At 27.8% G+C, this 19601-nt stretch carries 18 protein-coding genes and 1 pseudogene; 1 reads left to right on the forward strand and 18 read right to left on the reverse strand.

Going from position 1 to position 19601, the window contains the following annotated elements:
- Positions 1-73 precede the first annotated feature (73 nt).
- The 5 genes and pseudogenes from KGF39_RS16310 to KGF39_RS16330 all read right to left on the reverse strand — a co-directional run bounded on the left by KGF39_RS16310 (position 74) and on the right by KGF39_RS16330 (position 3142).
- The gene (locus KGF39_RS16310) at positions 74-424 is read right to left on the reverse strand and encodes a DUF6483 family protein (protein WP_227823094.1); all 351 of its coding nucleotides are present in this window, start codon (positions 422-424) and stop codon (positions 74-76) included.
- A 222-nt stretch (positions 425-646) separates the two neighbouring features.
- Positions 647-838 (reverse strand): hypothetical protein, encoded by a 192-nt coding sequence (locus KGF39_RS16315; protein ID WP_054272897.1) that lies wholly within the window; start codon positions 836-838, stop codon positions 647-649.
- Positions 839-956: 118 nt separating this feature from the next.
- A pseudogene (locus KGF39_RS16320) lies at positions 957-1106 on the reverse strand (MBL fold metallo-hydrolase); the annotation flags it as partial.
- A 70-nt stretch (positions 1107-1176) separates the two neighbouring features.
- Positions 1177-1392, reverse strand: a complete 216-nt coding sequence (locus tag KGF39_RS16325; protein ID WP_227823096.1) for a [Fe-Fe] hydrogenase large subunit C-terminal domain-containing protein — start codon at positions 1390-1392, stop codon at positions 1177-1179.
- A 259-nt stretch (positions 1393-1651) separates the two neighbouring features.
- Positions 1652-3142 (reverse strand): 4Fe-4S dicluster domain-containing protein, encoded by a 1491-nt coding sequence (locus tag KGF39_RS16330; protein WP_227823097.1) that lies wholly within the window; start codon positions 3140-3142, stop codon positions 1652-1654.
- 466 nt (positions 3143-3608) lie between these two features.
- Between KGF39_RS16330 and KGF39_RS16335 the strand changes: the two genes are divergently transcribed.
- Positions 3609-3809, forward strand: coding sequence for a cold-shock protein (locus KGF39_RS16335; protein ID WP_003418660.1), 201 nt, complete (start codon positions 3609-3611; stop codon positions 3807-3809).
- Positions 3810-3988: 179 nt separating this feature from the next.
- On the opposite strand, the gene speB is transcribed toward KGF39_RS16335, so the two are convergent.
- From speB to KGF39_RS16400, 13 genes are all read right to left on the reverse strand, one after another.
- Positions 3989-4867: an agmatinase gene (speB, locus tag KGF39_RS16340; protein ID WP_079739952.1), complete on the reverse strand. Its 879-nt coding sequence runs from the start codon at positions 4865-4867 to the stop codon at positions 3989-3991.
- On the reverse strand, positions 4860-5708 hold the full coding sequence (gene speE, locus KGF39_RS16345; protein ID WP_227823098.1) for a polyamine aminopropyltransferase: 849 nt from the start codon (positions 5706-5708) through the stop codon (positions 4860-4862). The genes speB and speE overlap by 8 nt, the downstream gene beginning before the upstream one ends.
- A gap of 29 nt (positions 5709-5737) precedes the next feature.
- Positions 5738-6124 (reverse strand): adenosylmethionine decarboxylase, encoded by a 387-nt coding sequence (speD, locus tag KGF39_RS16350; protein ID WP_227823108.1) that lies wholly within the window; start codon positions 6122-6124, stop codon positions 5738-5740.
- Positions 6125-6223: 99 nt separating this feature from the next.
- Positions 6224-6484: a hypothetical protein gene (locus KGF39_RS16355; RefSeq protein WP_255643569.1), complete on the reverse strand. Its 261-nt coding sequence runs from the start codon at positions 6482-6484 to the stop codon at positions 6224-6226.
- A 293-nt stretch (positions 6485-6777) separates the two neighbouring features.
- A complete protein-coding gene (locus KGF39_RS16360) occupies positions 6778-7491 on the reverse strand; it encodes an aminotransferase class I/II-fold pyridoxal phosphate-dependent enzyme (RefSeq protein WP_227823099.1) in 714 nt (237 codons plus the stop codon).
- A 597-nt stretch (positions 7492-8088) separates the two neighbouring features.
- Positions 8089-8727, reverse strand: coding sequence for a GntR family transcriptional regulator (locus KGF39_RS16365; RefSeq protein ID WP_227823100.1), 639 nt, complete (start codon positions 8725-8727; stop codon positions 8089-8091).
- A 316-nt stretch (positions 8728-9043) separates the two neighbouring features.
- Positions 9044-10909 (reverse strand): glycoside hydrolase family 13 protein, encoded by a 1866-nt coding sequence (locus KGF39_RS16370; RefSeq protein ID WP_227823101.1) that lies wholly within the window; start codon positions 10907-10909, stop codon positions 9044-9046.
- A gap of 4 nt (positions 10910-10913) precedes the next feature.
- Positions 10914-13334 carry a glycogen/starch/alpha-glucan phosphorylase gene (locus KGF39_RS16375; protein WP_227823102.1) on the reverse strand — a complete coding sequence of 807 codons (2421 nt, stop codon included), beginning with the start codon at positions 13332-13334 and terminating at the stop codon, positions 10914-10916.
- Between the two features lie 13 nt (positions 13335-13347).
- On the reverse strand, positions 13348-14790 hold the full coding sequence (gene glgA, locus KGF39_RS16380; protein ID WP_227823103.1) for a glycogen synthase GlgA: 1443 nt from the start codon (positions 14788-14790) through the stop codon (positions 13348-13350).
- Positions 14791-14818: 28 nt separating this feature from the next.
- Positions 14819-15949 (reverse strand): glucose-1-phosphate adenylyltransferase subunit GlgD, encoded by a 1131-nt coding sequence (gene glgD / locus KGF39_RS16385; RefSeq protein ID WP_227823104.1) that lies wholly within the window; start codon positions 15947-15949, stop codon positions 14819-14821.
- A gap of 1 nt (position 15950) precedes the next feature.
- Positions 15951-17111, reverse strand: a complete 1161-nt coding sequence (locus KGF39_RS16390) for a glucose-1-phosphate adenylyltransferase (RefSeq protein WP_227823105.1) — start codon at positions 17109-17111, stop codon at positions 15951-15953.
- Between the two features lie 782 nt (positions 17112-17893).
- Positions 17894-18937 (reverse strand): SPFH domain-containing protein, encoded by a 1044-nt coding sequence (locus KGF39_RS16395; RefSeq protein ID WP_227823106.1) that lies wholly within the window; start codon positions 18935-18937, stop codon positions 17894-17896.
- 20 nt (positions 18938-18957) lie between these two features.
- A complete protein-coding gene (locus KGF39_RS16400; protein ID WP_227823107.1) occupies positions 18958-19404 on the reverse strand; it encodes an NfeD family protein in 447 nt (148 codons plus the stop codon).
- Positions 19405-19601 lie beyond the last annotated feature (197 nt).

Here is a 19601-nt window from a genome sequence, read left to right on the forward strand (position 1 = left end):
ATATTATATTTATATATATAAATATAATATTCTCACCTTAGCATTAATTTATTTCAATATTCTCATATATCTTTTATTCTAAGTTTAATACCTTCCTAATATCTTTTATCCCTTGATAAACTTCTTGTTTAGAAAAATTCATAGCCTCTAATTCTTCATCAGTTTTTTCCATAAGCATAGTATAAAATTCTATTGCTATATACTGCATATTTTCACTATTTACAGTGTTAGCCTTATCAAATAAAATTTCTTCTGCCTCGTTCACATTCCCCTGAAAAACTAATCGTTTTAAAGTTATAAGTATAACTTCTTCTTCTGTATTGTATACTAAGTCTTTTTCTTCATATTCACTGTATTTTTTCCCCAATAAAAGTCTTGCGACCATAAGTTTTATCTCATTGAAAATCTTATCCACTATAGCCATTTTTACATCTCCTATAAATAAAATTTATTTTCTTTTTAATTATATCAGACTTTATAGAAAAAATTATTGTATGTAAATGAAATAATCCAAAAATAAATTTTGAAAAATAAAAAAAGAAGGCAGCGGGGGATTTCCGACTACCTTCAAACACTAGATTGTGATTGGTTTGGTATTTTAATTATACCCATCATAATCTTCGTTAAATCATCTAAATTGATTTTTTTAGCATCCACATCCTCCGTCAAAACCGTCACCACATTCACAAAGGATTAATAATAATATTAAGAAAGGTATCCATGCACATAAGTCCATTTCAGCCCAACAATCTTGGAATGCTAAGAATAAGAAGAATAATATTATTATCCACCAAGCACATCCGCCAAATCCGCCTTCACCAAAAAATCTATCCAACATAATATGTTACCTCCTAGTCATTTTGTATGTGGAGTTTCAACTCCTAAAATATACTATGTTGAAGGGGTAATATTTGCTAATGATTTTTTAAAATTTTTTTAGATATTTTTTCAAAAAACTATTGTTTTAGGCTCAACTTATTACCATCACTATTGATAACTACATCTCCATCAGAAGTTAAAAAAATCTTTACATTCAAATGTCGTAATATTTTCAAAACCTTTTCATCTGGAACTTTTTTCTCTGAACAGGTAATCACAGCATATTTGTGCCATCATAAAAAAAAGAACAATACACTTATAAACTATATTGTTCTTTATACTGTTTTTTTATAAAAATTAAGATTCTCTTTCTAAATTTATAGCTTCAAAATCAAAACTAATACCCTTCTCAGTAATATAATTCTGTATTGATTTAGCAAGCCCACCAGATGCTCCAAATCCTCTTCCAAAAATTGACCCATCATTTATGTCTTCATTTGAACATTTTGATAAATCTATATTAAATGCTTCAAATAATGCCATTAGTTCTTCAAAAGTAAGTACATAATCCACTAAATCACATCTTTTTTACTATATTTCTACCACTATGTATATTGTATTTTTTATTTATTTCTACAAATTATTATAACATAGGCATATACTTTGTTAAGTTATATACAAAATATTATATATGTAATTTTTATTTTAAGTGTATATAACTTTTATTTTAAATTACACAATAATTAAATATATAAATAAAAATAGAGTTGTCCAAAAGTTAAACTGCAACTTAGAACAACTCTATTAACAATATGTATTCTTTGTATTATCTTTATTTTTCTAAATTTATATTACTGAAATCTTTTATCTTTGTATTTGCTAGAACACTCTTCTTAGTTGATTGAGAATTTTTTCTATCAAAAGTGGCTTTAACTTTTGCACCTGATAAAAATTTACCAGAACCATTTATACATCCACCTTCACACATCATCCCTTCTATAAAATTACCTTCTAGCTTTCCTAAATTAGCCATAGTCATAGTTTTCTTGATTTCTCTTGAACCAGAAATCTTTACAGGTTCAAAATTAACACCTATACCTTTTTCAGCAAGATAATTCTCTATAGCTTTTGTAAGACCACCAGCAGCTCCAAAACCTCTTCCAAAAATTGATGCATCATCTATATCTTCATTTGAACACTTAGCCAAATCTATATCAAATGCTTCAAATAATGCCATTATTTCTTCAAAAGTAAGCACATAATCAACAGCTCCTTTTAATTCTTTCTTGGCTGCCTCACTCTTTTTAGCTGTACATGGTCCTATAAATACAACTTTAGCATCTGGTTCATAACTTTTTATAAATCTACCACTAGCTATCATAGGTGACACTGTAGAAGATATTTTTCCTACATGATTTGGGAATGTCTTTTCTATATAACCAACAAATCCTGGACAACAAGAATTTGTCATAAAAGCTTCTCCCTTTTCCATTCTTTCAGCAAACTCTAAGCTTTCATGAACTGTAACTGCATCTGCTCCACAAGCTGCTTCTAACACATCAACAAAGCCTAATGATTTTATAGCATTTTTTATTTGACCATACGTAACATTTGCTTCAATTTGACCTGTTATAGCAGGAGCTACTACTGCGTACATTTTCTCTTTTTGGACTAATTTTCTAGCTACAGGAGCTATCAAACTCTTATCAGATATTGCTCCAAATGGGCATGCTGACATACATGCCCCACAGTTTAAACATTTACCTTCATGTATCATAGCTTTCATATTCTCTCTATCAAACCCTAAGGCATTAGTTGGGCAAACACTCTTACATGGTCTAACAACCTCAGAGATGGCATCATATTGACAAGCTTTTTTACACATTCCACAAGCCTTACATAATTCATGATTTATATAAGCCATGCCTCCAACATGTGTTATAGCACCAAATTTACAAGCTTCTTTACATCTATGTGCTAGACATCCCCTACAAATATCGGTTACTGTAAATTCATTTATTGGACAACTATCACATGCAGCTTCCAAAATATATATAATTTGTTCATCTTCTTCTATATCCATTGTATCTAAATCTATCTTATCTTGACCTGGTTCTAATCCCATACTTACATTTACTCTCTCAGATATTATGGCTCTTTCTTTATAAACACAACATCTGTATGTAGGTTTTTCACCTTTTATTATTTCATACTGAATATTATCCATTGCTTCTCTTGTAAGGTTATCTTCTTTTCCAAGCCTAGCTATTGCAATTAAAACATCATGTCTTAATTTGTGTATTTGTGTTTCAAATTGAAACATTTTAATACCACCCCCGTAAATGATTTTATACGATACCATTATAACATAATATGTCCTTTTATTAATATATACATAAAATATTATATATTTAAATTTTATTTTATCGAATATATATAATATTTCTATATTTTATTATATAATATTATTGATATTTCTGAAATTTCACTATTTTTATTTTTAGTTTTTAATGATTTATATAATATTTTTTATTATATATTTTAATTTTTCTTTTAATTTATAGTCATTTTTATTACATTTTTTGATATTTAATTTATTGTTTATGTCCATATTTTTGTCAAATTTTGTATTACTTCTCGCTAGATTATTTAACAATTTTTCTTAAATTCTAAAATTAATTAATTTTTTTAAAAATTTTATTTGCTTTTATTTAAAATTTGTGCTATATTAATAGAACAGACTTATTTTTTTAGTTTGTATTTTTTAATAAAGCGGAGGTTTTCTTATAATGAAAAACGGAATAGTAAAATGGTTTAATAATGAAAAAGGATTTGGATTCATATCTGTAGAGGGAGAAGATGATGTTTTCGTACATTTCTCAGCTATACAAAATGATGGATACAAAACTTTAGAAGAAGGCGAAAAGGTTAGCTTTGATATAACTCAAGGCAATAGAGGTCCTCAAGCTGAAAACGTAAATAGAATATAATTATTTAATTTAAATATATATATTTTAAAAAAGGAGCTATCGAGGGCTCTTTTTTGTTGTTCATTCTATTTATTGCTCATTACAAAAAATAAAAAGTTACTTTAAAAAGTATCAAACTTAAAACAACTTTTTTAAAATAACTTATTATATTATAATATATACTATTAATATAAAATCCTCTATTTAATTTTATCAGATATTATTAAACATAACTCTCTTAAAATTTTACAGGCTATTACAGTTGATACACCTGTAGTATCATAATCAGGGCTTAACTCTACAATATCACAACCAACTATATTTATATTAGAATTTTTTATAATTTTAAAAATTTCTTGAAATTCTCTATAATTTATACCACCAGGTTCTGGTGTACCTGTTCCTGGAAATACAGACGCATCCAATACATCTAAATCTATAGTCAAATAAATATTCTTTCCATTTAGCATATTAACTATATTTTCGAATGTATCTATTCCTCCTATTTCCATATATGTGTGTTTTTGCTCTGTCGCAAATTTAAATTCTTCTTTCGTACCAGATCTTATCCCAAACTGAAATATTTTATTATCTCCTATAATATCCCATATCCTTTTAATTACTGTTGCATGAGAATTTTTACTATTATTGTATTCTTCCCTTAAATCTGTATGAGCATCAAAATGAATTACATATATATCATTATACTTTTCATATACCGCTTTAAAAGCTGGTAATGTAACTAAATGCTCTCCTCCAATCATAAATGGAACCTTTGAATCTCTAACAATCTTATATGTTTCTTGATAGATTTCTTTTAATACTTGTTCTGTGTTTCCAACACTAATTTCTAAATCTCCATAATCACATATATCATAATCTTCTAAATCCAAGTCTAAAAAAGGGCTATACGTCTCAAGACCATAAAACTCTTTTCTCATATAACTACTTGCAAATCTAGCTCCAGGTCTATTAGAAGTTGTTCCATCAAATCCAACACCAAATACTATCAGATTAGATTCTTCATAATTTTTGTCCATACTCATAAAGGTATTCATATGATAGAAATTATTATTCATCTAACATCTCCTTTACATATTGTGGCAACATAAATGAACCTAAATGTATATTGCTATTATAATATTTAGTTTTTAAATTTAATTTCTCCCATCCATCTTTATCTTGATTTTTTATAGGATTGAATTTTTTTGAAGCAAATCCAAACAGCCAATGACCAGATGGATATGTTGGTATATGTGCTTGATATACTTCAGATATTGGAAATATTTCTTTTAACTTCTTATTAGCTCTTTTCATTTCTCTAGCATTGAAGTTAAAATAAGGACTTTCACTTTGATTTACCAAAATCCCATCATCAGTCAGCACTCTGTAACAATCCCTATAAAAATTAGTTGAAAAAAGACCTTCTCCTGGTCCTATTGGGTCAGTTGAATCTACGATTATCAAATCATAAGATTTATCCTGAGCACACTTAACAAAATTAACACCATCTTCAAAATATAAACTTACTCTTTTATCATCTAATTTACATGAACAGATATCCATATATTCTTTAGATACATCTACAACCATTTTATCTATTTCAACCATATCAATCTTTTCTATTTGAGGATAACGGCTTAATTCTCTTACTGTACCACCATCACCTCCACCTATGACTAATGCTTTTTTGATGTCTAAATTTGTAGCCATAGGAACATGAGTTATCATCTCATGATATATAAACTCATCTTTATACGTTACCATCATTAATCCATCTATCGTTAAAAACTTTCCAAATTCATCACTATCGTATACATCTATCCTCTGAAATTGGGACTTACCCTCAAATAGATGCTTGTTTACTTTTATAGAAAATCTTACATTTTCTGTCCATTCTTCTGTATACCAAAGTTCCATATAATAATCCTCACTTTCTCTTGTATATTTTAGACTGCTTCTGGTTTATGAGTAATCTTACCCAAATCTTTTTTTGAGTATTTTTTAATTTTTGTAGTTAAACCTCTTGGAATTTCTGTGGACTCACTTCTTTCTGACTTTAAAAGTTGTTCTAATAATTCAAAACTTTTCCATGGGTCTATATCACCACAAGTGAAAAAATCCGCTGCTGCATAACCATATTCAGGCCATGTATGTATTGTCAAATGAGATTCAGCAATTATAACAGCTCCTGAAACCCCCCAAGGATTAAAATGGTGGAATACAGAATCAACGATTGTAGCTTTTGCATTTAGTGCTGAATCATTCATAAAATTTTCTATAAGACGTGGGTCTTTAAGTACATTTTCATCACAATTATAGCATTCTACTAGTATATGTCTATCTAGTGTTTAAAATTTCATTTCAATCCCAACTCCTTTATATTTTTAATAAACTCTATTTAATAAACTCTTAGCCTCTAAAAATAAATCACTTTATTTTATTACAAGTATTCTATCTAAGTTTTTATCTTGCACATCTGTTAGATATGCATTGCTATTTTTTAAGAAAATAATATATTCCATAATTTCTTTTGTTATTAACTCACCTGGAGCAACAATTGGTATTCCTGGTGGATATGCCATTATTGATTCTCCACAAATTCTATCTATGCACGAATTAATTTCTACACTTTCTTTTGGTGCATAAAAAGCTTCTCTTGGATTGAGCTTAATAGTTGGGTTTATTTGAACCATATTAAATTCATTTAATGTTGCTTCTTTTCTATAAACCTTTGAAATTATAGAAAGTGCTTTTACTAATCTATCTATATCTGATTTATTTGTCCCAATAGATACAAGTGCCAGAATATTGTACGAATCTCCTAATTCTACTTGAATTGAAAAATTTTTATATAATAAATCGTAGACTTCAAATCCAGTTAAATTTAATTCTTTTACATTTATACATAATTTTGTTTCGTCTATAAAGTCAGCACCTTTTTGTTTTAATATTTCAGTAGATAGTACCTTTATTCCATCAATTTTATTTAATCTAGATTTTGCATACTCACAGCTACCATATCAGCTCCCAAGCTTATTGCAGAAGGAGGTAAATCTAAATGAAATGGAAAATGAGCACCATGAGCTTCATCCACTAACACTAAAACATTATTTTTATGACATAGCTCTATAATACTCTCAAGGTCTGCGCAAACCCCATAGTAAGTTGGATTAAGAAAAAATAATGCTTTTATATTACAATCTTTTTCTATTTCTGTTTTAACTTTTTCAAGAGTAATATTTAAACTTATACCTAGTTGTTCATCAAATTCCGGTTGTATAAATATTGGTATTCCTCCACAAAGTATTAATGCATTTATCACCGATTTATGTATATTTCTTGGGAGTAATACTTTTTCACCTGGATTTATCACACTTAAAATCATTGCATGTATTGCTTGAGTTGTTCCATTAGTTATAAAGAATGCTTCATCAGCCATATATGCTTGTGCTAACAAATCCTGAGCATTTTTTATAACTCCATTTGGGGCAGATACATTGTCCATAGTTGGTGATGAATTTATATCCATTTTCATGAGATTTTCACCTAGATATTTATTTAATATATCTACACCTCTATTTCTTAAGTGTCCAGGTACATCAAAACAAGCTATATCTTTTTCTGAGTATTCCTTTAGCGACTCTAATAATGGAGCACACTCATAGCTTAATTCAACTGCATTTGCGAACTCACTATCCATGATTTTGAATTCATCCCCTCTCTATATTCAAATATTTTTAATATTTATTATTTATTATTTCTATTTTTTATTTTTACTTTTATTAAACTCATGATATTTATTATATTAACATTCGAATATTTTTACAAGTATTTTTTTGAAGTTATACAAAAACATCTACATTAGTTATATCAATATTTATAAACTTTTTTATTTTTCGTTGTTTATATTAATTTTTTCAAAAATTAGTATTTATAAACTTTTTTATTTTTTATTTTTTTAGTACTTTTGTTTTTTTGAGATTTAGTAAGTTTTTGAGTTTACTATTTTTAATTTGTAAGTATTTTATTACTAAACTTTTATATTATTCTTATTTCATATATTAAAATTACTAGTTTAGTTAGACTAAATAATTTTCCTATTTTTTCATTTTAATTTTATATTAAAATTTATTTTCTTAATTTACATATACTGGTCTTAATATCCCTATTTTATCATAGTACTTTAGAGTTTTTGCTTATATTTTTGATTAACTTTATTCTTAGTTTAACTTTAATAATTAACAAAAAATAGAAAAATCATATAAAAAAATAAAGAGAAACTTTATAAAAGCTTCTCTTATACCATCTCTGCTATAGGTATCGTTTTCCAATGTTCTCTCAAAATTCTTTCAACATTTTCTAAATCATTCTCTCTCATAGATTTTACTATATCAATATGTTGATTATTGCTGTATGACAGCATTTTATATAGCTCATCTTCATTATCACTAGTATATGACTTTGACATAAAATTATATCTTAAAGAGTTTAATAGATTTATTAACACTTGATTCTCTGATTTAGCTATGTATATATCGTGAAATTCATTACTTAATTTTAAATAGTTATTGTAATTTTTATACTTTATAGAGACCGTCATCATTTCTGTTAATTCTTCCATTTTTATTAAGTCTGATTCAGTTAAATTTTGTACTGCTGAAGAACCTGCTAATGCATCCAATACTCCAATTACAGAATAGGTGTCTAATTTTTCCTTTTCTTGAAATTCTTTTACTACAAATCCCTTATTAGGTATCTTTTCTAGTAAATTTTCACCCGCTAATCTCGTTAGTGCTTCCCTCGCCGGTGTTCTACTAACTCCGATAGATTTACAAATCTCAGATTCAGTAATTCTCTGATTAGCTTCATACTCTCCATTTTGGATTTTCTTTGATATATAGTCATATACTTGAGTTGTAAGTGGATCTACCTTCATAAGACGCTCCTCCATATTAAGATTATAAAAGTTAAATCTCCCTACAACTTTGGTAGAGAGGTTAGTTTTATCTTACTAATTTATATAATATCACAATTATGATATTTTTTATACTTCTTTGTAATATTTTGAAATACTAAAATTCTTATAATAATTTACAAAAATGGATTGTCTCAAAATAGAGATAAGCCTTTTTTTCATTGTTAAAATGATGAAAATATATTTGATTTCATACAAAAAAGAGTGCCTCATCAACTAAAAAGTTCATTTTGAGACACCCACTTCTTTTCTATTTATTTTTTCTAAACTCACATATTTAATTTACTTTAAAAACTCTAAATGATTTAGAATCTAAATCTACTTTCAATTTATTATTTTCAATTGGTATACTGTTACTTACCTTCTTAGAGCTATACTTTATAGATATTTCCTCAATAAAACTTCCTTCTATATTTAATGATACACTTTCAATATTCTCACTTCTATTTACTAAAATTATTATTCTATCATTGTCCTCATTAAATCTAATAAAGGCAAACACAGAGTCATTTCTAGTATATATGAATTCTGTACTTCCAGAACTTAAAAGTTTATTCTTATTTCTAATTTTTATAATATCCTTATAGAAGTTAAGCATATCTTCATCTTCATTTTTCCATGGATATGTTCTTCTATTGTCTGGGTCGACACCTCCACAAAGACCTGCTTCATCCCCATAGTATATATATGGTACTCCCTCAAATGTCATCTGTATAGCTACAGCAAGCTTCACTAAATCTCCATCATTATTTAATTCAGTTTTAGCTCTTGTAACATCATGTGTTCCAATTAAATTTAAATTAGACTTAAATGATTCTTTTGGATAATTTTCCTTAATCTGCATATATCTATTACAAAGTTCACATGAATTAATTTCTCCTTTTAAGAAAGAAAACATGTTATTTCTAAAAGGATACCCCATAACAGAATCTAATTCTTCACCTAATAGATAACTTCTTCTTTGACCATAACTAATCTTATTTGATGCATCTTCCCATACTTCTCCTATAAGAATTGAATCGTTATCAGCTTTTTTTAGTTCCTTTTTTAGCTCTCTTATAAACTTAGTTGGTAATTCGTCTGCAACATCTAATCTCCAGCCCTTAACACCCATATCTATCCACTTGTTTATAACACTATCTTTATCATATATTATATAATCCATATAACTATTTTCTAATTCATTTATATTTGGCAATGTCTTAACATCCCACCAACTTTTATATTTTTGAGGGAATTCTTCAAACATATACCACGAATAATATGGAGATTCCTTTGATTGATATGCTCCTAAGCTATTATAGTTTCCATACATATTAAAATATTTACTATCTGCTCCAGTATGACTAAAAACACCATCTAATACTATTGATATATCTTTTTCTTTTGCTTTATTAATAAGCTCTTTAAATGTATCTTCATCCCCAAACATTGGGTCAATTTTTTTATAGTCACCTGTGTCATACTTATGATTACTAGAGGCTTCAAATATAGGGCTTAGATATAGTATACTTACACCTAATTTTTTTAGGTATCCAAGTTTATTGATTATTCCTCTTAAATTTCCACCATGGAAATCCCATCTTATAATATCCCCTTGACTATCCTTTATGTACATAGGTATATCTTCCCAATTTCCATATATGAAACTATTTTTTTTAGGATTATCAACCTTACCATTACGATTCCCATTATTGAACCTATCTACAAATATATGATAAAGTATTCCTTCTTTGTACCATGTTGGTACTTTAAAATCTTTGTAAACAGTGATTTGATATTTATTAATATCATTATAATTATATTCACAAGAGTATCCATTATCTCTATTCTTTCCATAAAATAGGGTCTTTTTATAACCATCTATTTCAACCTCAACTTTAAAATAATAAAAATAAACACCTGTATTATCAAATTTTTCAATCTTACCATAAAAGCATTTTCCAAGTTTATCATTATCTACTTCTTCATTTAAAGTTATTGTTTTCATTTCTTCTTCTCTATTTATTTCTAGGGAAATAGACTTGACATTATATCCCTCATTTACTTTAACATAAATGGTCAATTCCTCATCAAATTTTAAAGCTCCAAACGGAGCCTTAAAATTTTTATCCCAAGAGTTATATTCTATTACATTTTGCATTTAATCACACCCTTTTAAACCAAATGTCTTTTGCATACTCAGAAATTGTTCTATCTGAAGAGAAAAATCCAGAGTTAGCTATATTAACTAAAGACATTGTATTCCATTTTTCTTTATCTCTATATAACCTGTTTATATCTGCTTGAGCTTGACCATAATTTTCAAAATCTCTTAATACAAAATACTCATCATTGTAAGTAGTAAGTGCATTATAAATACTTCTTCCTTCTTCACCTAAATTTGGAATAAATCCATTTATTAAGTCATCTACTACCCTTTTTATATCCATATTAGAATGATACAGGTCAAGTGAAGAATATCCACCATACTTATTATAATTTAGTACTTGTTCTGCACTAAGCCCAAATAAAAACATATTTTCTTTACCTACTTGTTCACATATCTCTATATTTGCACCATCAAGTGTAGCCAAAGTTATAGCACCATTCATCATAAACTTCATATTGCTTGTTCCAGATGCTTCCTTTGTTGTAGTTGAAATTTGCTCACTAACATTTGCTGCTGGTATTATTATCTCTGCTAATGATACTCCATAATTCTCTAAAAATACTACTTTTAACTTATCTTTTACTCTAACATCATTATTTATAGTAGTTGCAACAGAGTTTATAAATTTAATTATACATTTAGCTAAATAATATCCTGGTGCTGCTTTTGCTCCAAATATAAAAGTTCTCGGGTCAAGATTTAGGTTGGGATTATCAAGCAACTCATGATACATATGAAGTACATTAAATATATTTAACAACTGTCTTTTATACGCATGTAATCTCTTAACCTGAACATCAAATATTGAACTTGGGTCTATATTTAAATCGTATTTACCTTTTATAAACTTTGCTAAATTTACTTTATTATTGTATTTTATATCATCAAGTCTCTGTAAAACAGAAGAATCATTTTTAAATTTTTCAATGTTTTTTAACTGCAAAGTATCCTTCTTCCACGAATCACCAATTAAATCTGTAATTAAATTACTAAGTTGGGGATTTGAACTTATAAGCCATCGTCTATGTGCAATTCCATTAGTCTTATTATTAAATTTATTTGGCTCATCTTGATAGAAATCTTTCAATACCTCAGTTTCAAGAATATTAGTATGAAGCTTAGCAACTCCATTTACACTGTGACTTGTGACAATACATAAGTTTGCCATGTTGATGTTGTCCCAGTCTATTATACTCATTCTTTTTATTCTATCTTGGTCATACCCTTTATTATTTAATTCCTCTACATACCTTCTATTTATTTCTTCTATTATCATATAAATTCTAGGTAATAGTTCTTTCATCATACTTACAGGCCATTTTTCCATTGCTTCTGACATTATAGTATGATTAGTATAAGATACTGTTTTTTTAGTTATTTCCCATGCTTCGTCCCAAGATAGGTCTTCTTCATCAAGCAAAATTCTCATAAGTTCTGGTATACATAAGGTAGGATGTGTATCATTTATATGAATTGCTACCTTATCAAATAAATTAGTGATATTAAATTTATTCTTTTTATATTTTCTTATTATATCTTGTATCCCTGCACTTACAAAAAAGTATTCTTGTTTTAATCTCAATAACTTGCCTGCATAATTTGAATCGTCTGGATACAATACCTGCGATATTTCCTCAGTATAATACTTATGTTTTAAAGCCTCTTCATAGCTACCAGAATAATTTAAAGCATTTGAAGTAAGTTCACCAAAATCTCTCTTTGGTATTTCACTTTTAAACAATCTTAAAGTGTTTATACATTGATTTTGGTATCCTATTATTGGTATATCATAAGGCATTGCCATTACAGGAAGGTAGTTTTTATGAATTACTTTTAAATGACTACCTTCCTTGATTAATTCTACCTCACCACCAAACTTCACCATTGTTGCTTCATTTGGTCTTACAGTTTCCCACGCATATCGTCCTTCTATAAGCCAGTTATCAGGTACTTCTACCTGATAACCATTTACAAATTTTTGTTCAAATAGACCATATTTATATCTTATTCCATATCCTTGACCACTTATATTCAAAGATGCCATAGAATCTAAAAAGCAAGCTGCTAATCTACCAAGACCACCATTTCCTAAGGCTGGGTCTACTTCAGCTTCAATTAAATCATCTAAGTTAATTCCTAACTCTGATAAACCTTCTCTAACTTCTTCTTCAATATCTAAATTTAGTAAGTTAGATTTTAATTGCCTTCCTATTAAAAATTCCAAACTAAAATAATAAACTTCTTTTTTCTTATCCAACTTTGTAGCAACCCATTTTTTTGCTATTTCATCTTTCAGTAGACTACATAATACATTTAACAATTGTTCATCAGTAGCTTCCTTGATAGATTGTGCATATAAGCTATACATTTTCACTTCAAATTTTTGCTTGAATTTCTTTTTGCTTATTGTTACCAAAAAAACCACTCCTTTAATCACATATGTCTTTATATGTTTCTATATACTCCTTAGCTGATTTTTTCCAACTATTATCTGTGTTCATTGCATTTTCAACTAATTTCATCCATTTTTCTTTATCTTTGAACACTTTGATTGCATTTTGCAAACAGAAAAACATCTCATGAGCATTGTAATTTTTAAAACTAAATCCATTACCTTCACCAGTAAACTTATTATAAGGTATTACAGTATCTTTAAGCCCTCCAGTTTCTCTAACTATTGGCAAAGAACCATATCTCATAGCCAACATTTGCCCTATACCACAAGGCTCAAATAGTGATGGCATTAAGAACATATCACTTGCAGCATATATCTGCTGAGCCAATGATGAATTAAAAGTAATTCTAGCTGATACTTTATCTGAAAAATTAGAATCATAATAATTGAACATTGACTGATATTGATGCTCTCCAGTTCCTAAAATAACAATCTGTAAATCTTCTCTCATAAGTTCAGGCATCATATACGCTATTAAATCAAATCCTTTTTGAGAAACCAATCTTGAAACTATACCTATCAATGGAATAGATGAATCTTTTTTAAGTCCCAATATATCTTGTAATCTCAATTTATTTTCTATCTTTTTATCAATAGAATCTACATCATAATGAACAAATATATCTTTATCTTTTGCAGGGTCGTTTAAATCATAATCTATACCATTTAATATACCTTTTAATTTTTCTGATTCTTTTCTAAGTAGTCCATCTAATTGTTCACCATAAAAAGGTGTTTGTATTTCATTTACATAAGTAGGACTAACAGTTATAATTTTGTCTGCAAAATTTATTCCAGCTTTCATAAAATTTATTGAACCATAATATTCTATATCTCCATTATCAAAGTATTTTTGAGGTAAATCCAATATATCATCTAAAACATACTTATCAAACACACCTTGATACTGCAGATTATGTATAGTATACATAGTTTTTATATTTTTATACCCCTCAAGGGTTGCATATCTTTCTTTTAGAATTAATGGTAACATACCTGTATGCCAATCATTTATATGTATTACATCTGGATAAAAATCAATTCTACTTATAGCTTCTAAGACAGCATCTGTAAAGAAAGTATACCTTTCTGCATCATCTCCATACCCATAGATGCTCTTTTTTTCATCTTCTCTTCTAAAATAAAATTCATTATCTATAAAGTAAAATTTTACACCATCTAATTCCATTTCTAAAAGACCACAATATTGATTTCTCCATCCAACACGTACACTAAACACAGCTATTTCTTTTAGTTGATCTTTTAAATAACTTGGTATAGTTGAATATTTAGGCATTATCACCCTTACATCTACACCTTCTTTTTTTAATTCTTTAGGCAATGCATAAGAAACATCTCCTAATCCTCCAGTTTTTGCAAAGGGCCAACACTCTGCTGTTACATAAAAAACTTTCATTAGTCACTCCCCCTTCTAAAAAATTTATTTATATATTTGTATTCTTTTCTACTACAAGAGGATATTTTTCATCTCCTCTTAACTCTTTCCCATTTGATACACTTGTATTTTTATCTAATATTGCATTGTATAATTTTGCATTTGACTTTATTACACAATTTTGCATTACTATTGAGTTTTCTATAACTGTTCCTTTTTCAACATTGACCTTTCTAAATATGATACTATCTTTTACAGTACCTTCAATTAAACAACCAGATGCTATAAAGCTATTTTCTACTTTAGCACTATCTGTATAAATTGTAGGAGATTCATTCTTTTCTTTTGTAAATATCTTTCTTTCAGAATACAATAATTCATCAGCAACTTCTAAATTTAATAAATCTTTGCTCATTTCAAAATATGATTCAACAGAATTTACACATTTTAAATATCCTGTATATTCATAAGCTCCTATTTTCATGTTTTCTGCTTCTTCAATAATGAATTCTTCTAAATAACAATAACTACCTTTATTTACAATATTATATATACATTCAACAAAATCTTCACGCTTCATAATATACGTTTCCATACATATATTTGCTCTAGGGAATTTACCCAAATTATTTCCAACATTTATTACCCTATTGTTACTGTCTAAATTTAGAGTTAAGTTACCATCAAAATCTTTATTTGCATTATTTACATTTTTATATATTATAGTTATATCATTATGAGATTTTTTATGATATTCCAAGGCCTGAGAATAATTTAAATTGCATAACATATAGCTTGGAGCTATTAAAATATATTCTTCTTCACTCTTTTCTATATAATCTAGATTAGCCAAGATAGTATATATGTCACCTTGTCTATGTGAGTAAGTATTTCTATACTTAGTGTTTTCTGGACTAAAAATTGATAGGCCACCTTTTTTTCTACTTAAATCCCAATCTTTCCCACTACCTATATGGTCTGTCAATGATCTGTATTTTTCCTTTGCGAATATTCCAACTTTAGTGATTCCTGAATTTATCATGTTAGATAAAGCAAAATCTATTATTCTATATCTTCCAGCTATTGGCGTAGATGCTATTGGTCTTCCATAGTTAAGTTTATTTATTACTGGGTCTCCTTTTTTGTTTAAATTTATTATCCCTAAACATTCATTTCTCATTTTAAAGACCTCCTTCTATTAATACGCATCTAGGTTCGATATTTTCATACTCAGAAACTACATTTATTTCATTATTTACATTTTTTATCTGAACATTATCATTTATAGTTGCACACTCACCTATCATAGCTTTTTCTATAGTTACATTTTCACCTATTACAACGTTTGGCATTATTACTGAATCAATTACTTTACTTCCTTTGCCAACGACAACCCCATGTGATAATACAGAGTTACCTACTTCACCTAAAATTCTACAACCATCTGCTATCATTGATCTGTGAACATTTGCATTTTTGCCTATATATTGTGGAGGCATTGCCATAGTATTTGTATATATCTTCCATTTAGGGTCTGCTAAATCAAGTGTTTCTGGAGACTTTATTATATCCATATTAGCATCCCATAGACTCTGTATAGTTCCTACATCTCTCCAGTATCCCTTAAATGGATAAGCATACGTTCCAACATTATCTTCTAACATTTTAGGTATTAAATTCTTTCCAAAATCATCATAATTTATTTCTGGATTTCCTTCTGCTTCCTTAAAATAACTTCTCAACATTTTCCAATCAAATATGTACACTCCCATAGATGCCAAATTACTCTTAGGTTCACTTGGTTTTTCTTCAAATTCATAGATACTTGAATCTTCATTTGTATTCATTATCCCAAATCTAGAAGCCTCATCCCAAGGAACTTCAATTACTGCTATTGTAGCCTTAGAACCTTTTTCCTTATGAAATTTCAACATTTTACTATAATCCATTTTATATATATGGTCACCAGATAGTATCAATACATATTCTGGATTATAAGTATCTACAAAATCCATATTTTGATATATTGCATGTGCTGTACCATTATACCAATTTCCCTCTTTTTCATTCATAAATGGCTGTAAAACATATACACCACCATTTATTCTGTCCAAATCCCAATGACTTCCCATACCTATATGTGAATTTAATATCAGTGGTCTATATTGAGTTAAAACACCTACAGTATCAATACCAGAGTTTGAACAATTACTTAATACAAAATCGATAATTCTATACTTGCCTCCAAATGATACGGCTGGTTTGGCAATTCTTTTTGTAAAAACTCCTAATCTTGAACCTTGCCCTCCTGCCAAAATCATAGCTAACATCTCTTTTTTCATTTAATGACACTCCCCTCATCTAGTAATTAATATTTATAATTGCATTTTTACTTTTATAAACTTTATCAGTCAATAAATGTTGTATATAGTTGTATATAAATGTTGCTTAAATAATACCTTAATAAAAATAAAATAATATCAACTAAACAATTGATATAATGTATACCCCGTGATTAACCTATTGACGTATACATTATTTTCCATAAGCACTATAGTATTTATTAATATTCAATTATCAGTTAAAAAATAATACAAATTTTATTTTATAAATATAAAAAATATTTTTTATAAATTTTTTATGGCATATAAACATACTTATTTTTTATTTGTTAAATTCATGATAGTAAAACATAATTTAATATTTGTGAAATAATTATCCAAAAACTTTTAAGTAATTACCAGTTAATTTTATTTTTACATTGATACTTCTTTGTCTATTATATAAACAATAAATAATAAACGTCTAACTTAATTGTTAGTTTTTTTCATATTAGCGTTGATATTTTTATAGATATATATGTTAATAATGCAAATAAATTAATTAAAACAATTTTCATTTGCTATATGTTTTATATAATATTATATAACACTTTTTATATTAGTAAAGAATAAATTGTATAAAAATTCTGTTAATTTATTTTTATAATATTATTTTTTAAATAAAAACAAAGAAGAAGACTTAAAAAGCTATAAGTCTTCTTCTTTTCAATGTGCATTTTTGTGCTATATTTAATTAATTCGACCTTTATTTTCCATATCCTTCCTATGATAACAAAACTCTTTTATTTTTTTAATGATTCATTACCACTTATAACTTCTTTTACATCAAGTATTTCTTTGTTATCATCACTCATAACTTCTTTTATACCTTTGAACGTTCCTAGGAAATTAACTGCTTCTGAAGGTAAAACCAGTTTTGTTGACTTGCCTTGAGCCATTTTCTCAAGTGCTTCCATAGATTTTAATGCTAAAATATTATTGTCAATGTCAGACTCTTTCATTGCAGAAAATACTAGTTTTAAACCTTCTGCTGTTGCCATTTGAGTTCTTTTTATCATTTCAGCTTCACCTTGTGCTTTAGCAATAGCTGTCTGTCTTATAGCCTCAGCTTCACCTTCTGCCACTAATATAGCAGACTCTTTTTCACCTTCCGCAACACGCACCATAGCTTCTTTTTTGGCTTCTGCTGTTAATATTGCTGATTGTTTTTCTCCTTCTGCTTGAAGGATTGCAGCTGATTTATTACCTTCTGCTTGAAGGATTGCTTCTCTTCTTTCTCTTTCTGCTCTCATTTGTTTTTCCATTGCAACTTGAATATCATGAGGAGGCATTATATTTTTTAACTCTACTCGATTTACTTTTATTCCCCACTTGTCTGTTGCTTCATCAAGAATAGTTCTCATTTTTACGTTTATTATATCTCTTGATGTTAATGTTTCATCTAAGTCAAGCTCACCAATTATATTTCTTAGTGTTGTAGCTGTTAAATTTTCAATAGCAGCTATTGGATTTGCTATTTCAAACACATATCTAACTGGGTCTGTAACTTTATAATATACAACTGTGTCAATTTGCATAGTTACATTATCTTTAGTTATAACTGGTTGAGGTGGGAAATCTATTACAATTTCTCTCAAGTCAATTACATATGCCATTTTATCTAAAAATGGTATTAAGAAGTGTACACCTGTCTCAGCTACTTTCTGAAACTTACCAAGTCTCATTATTATACCTACTTTAGATTGTTTTATAACTCTTATGCAGGTTAAACTTATTGCTACGACTACTAATATTAATACAATAGTTAAAACAACTTTAGTACCCATACTATAAATCCTCCTTTATTCTATTGATTCGTCACACTAGTTGTAGCATTTATTTTTTTAACAACTAGTTTTACCCCTTCTATTTTTAATACTTCTACTGTAGAATCTTTTTCTATCTTTTCACCATCCATAGAAATAGCCGTCCATGTTTCATGTTCAACTACAACTAGACCTGTATTATTTGGAGAAATCTCTTCTGTAACAATACCTTTTTTAGATATCATAGCTTGTAAATTAGTATTAGACTTGTAACCTTTATCTTTTTTTACTATTTTTTTAGTAGCTACAACCAACATAGCTATAGAAATTGCTGCAAATATTAAAATTTGTAATAATATACTCTCTATAAAGCTACTTAAAAATATAAGTACTACAGCTCCTACACTAAACCATATCAGTGTTAAGCTTGGTGTCAACATTTCTGCTATTCCAAATAAAACTGCTACTATCAACCATATTAACTTCATACTATCTACCCTCTTTTCATATGAATTATAAAACCCTATATAAATATATGTTTATATAATGCTTTTGCACATAAATTTAAACTACAAATCAATAAAATAAACTAATTTAAGATTAATTTAATAGTATTATATCAACATACTTTGTTAAAGTTGTTACAAAGTAGTCTGAACCTCCCATGACTAAAGTCACAGGGTTC

The sequence above is a fragment of the Clostridioides sp. ZZV14-6345 genome, assembly GCF_020657775.1.
Taxonomy (GTDB): Bacteria; Bacillota; Clostridia; order Peptostreptococcales; family Peptostreptococcaceae; genus Clostridioides; species Clostridioides difficile_D.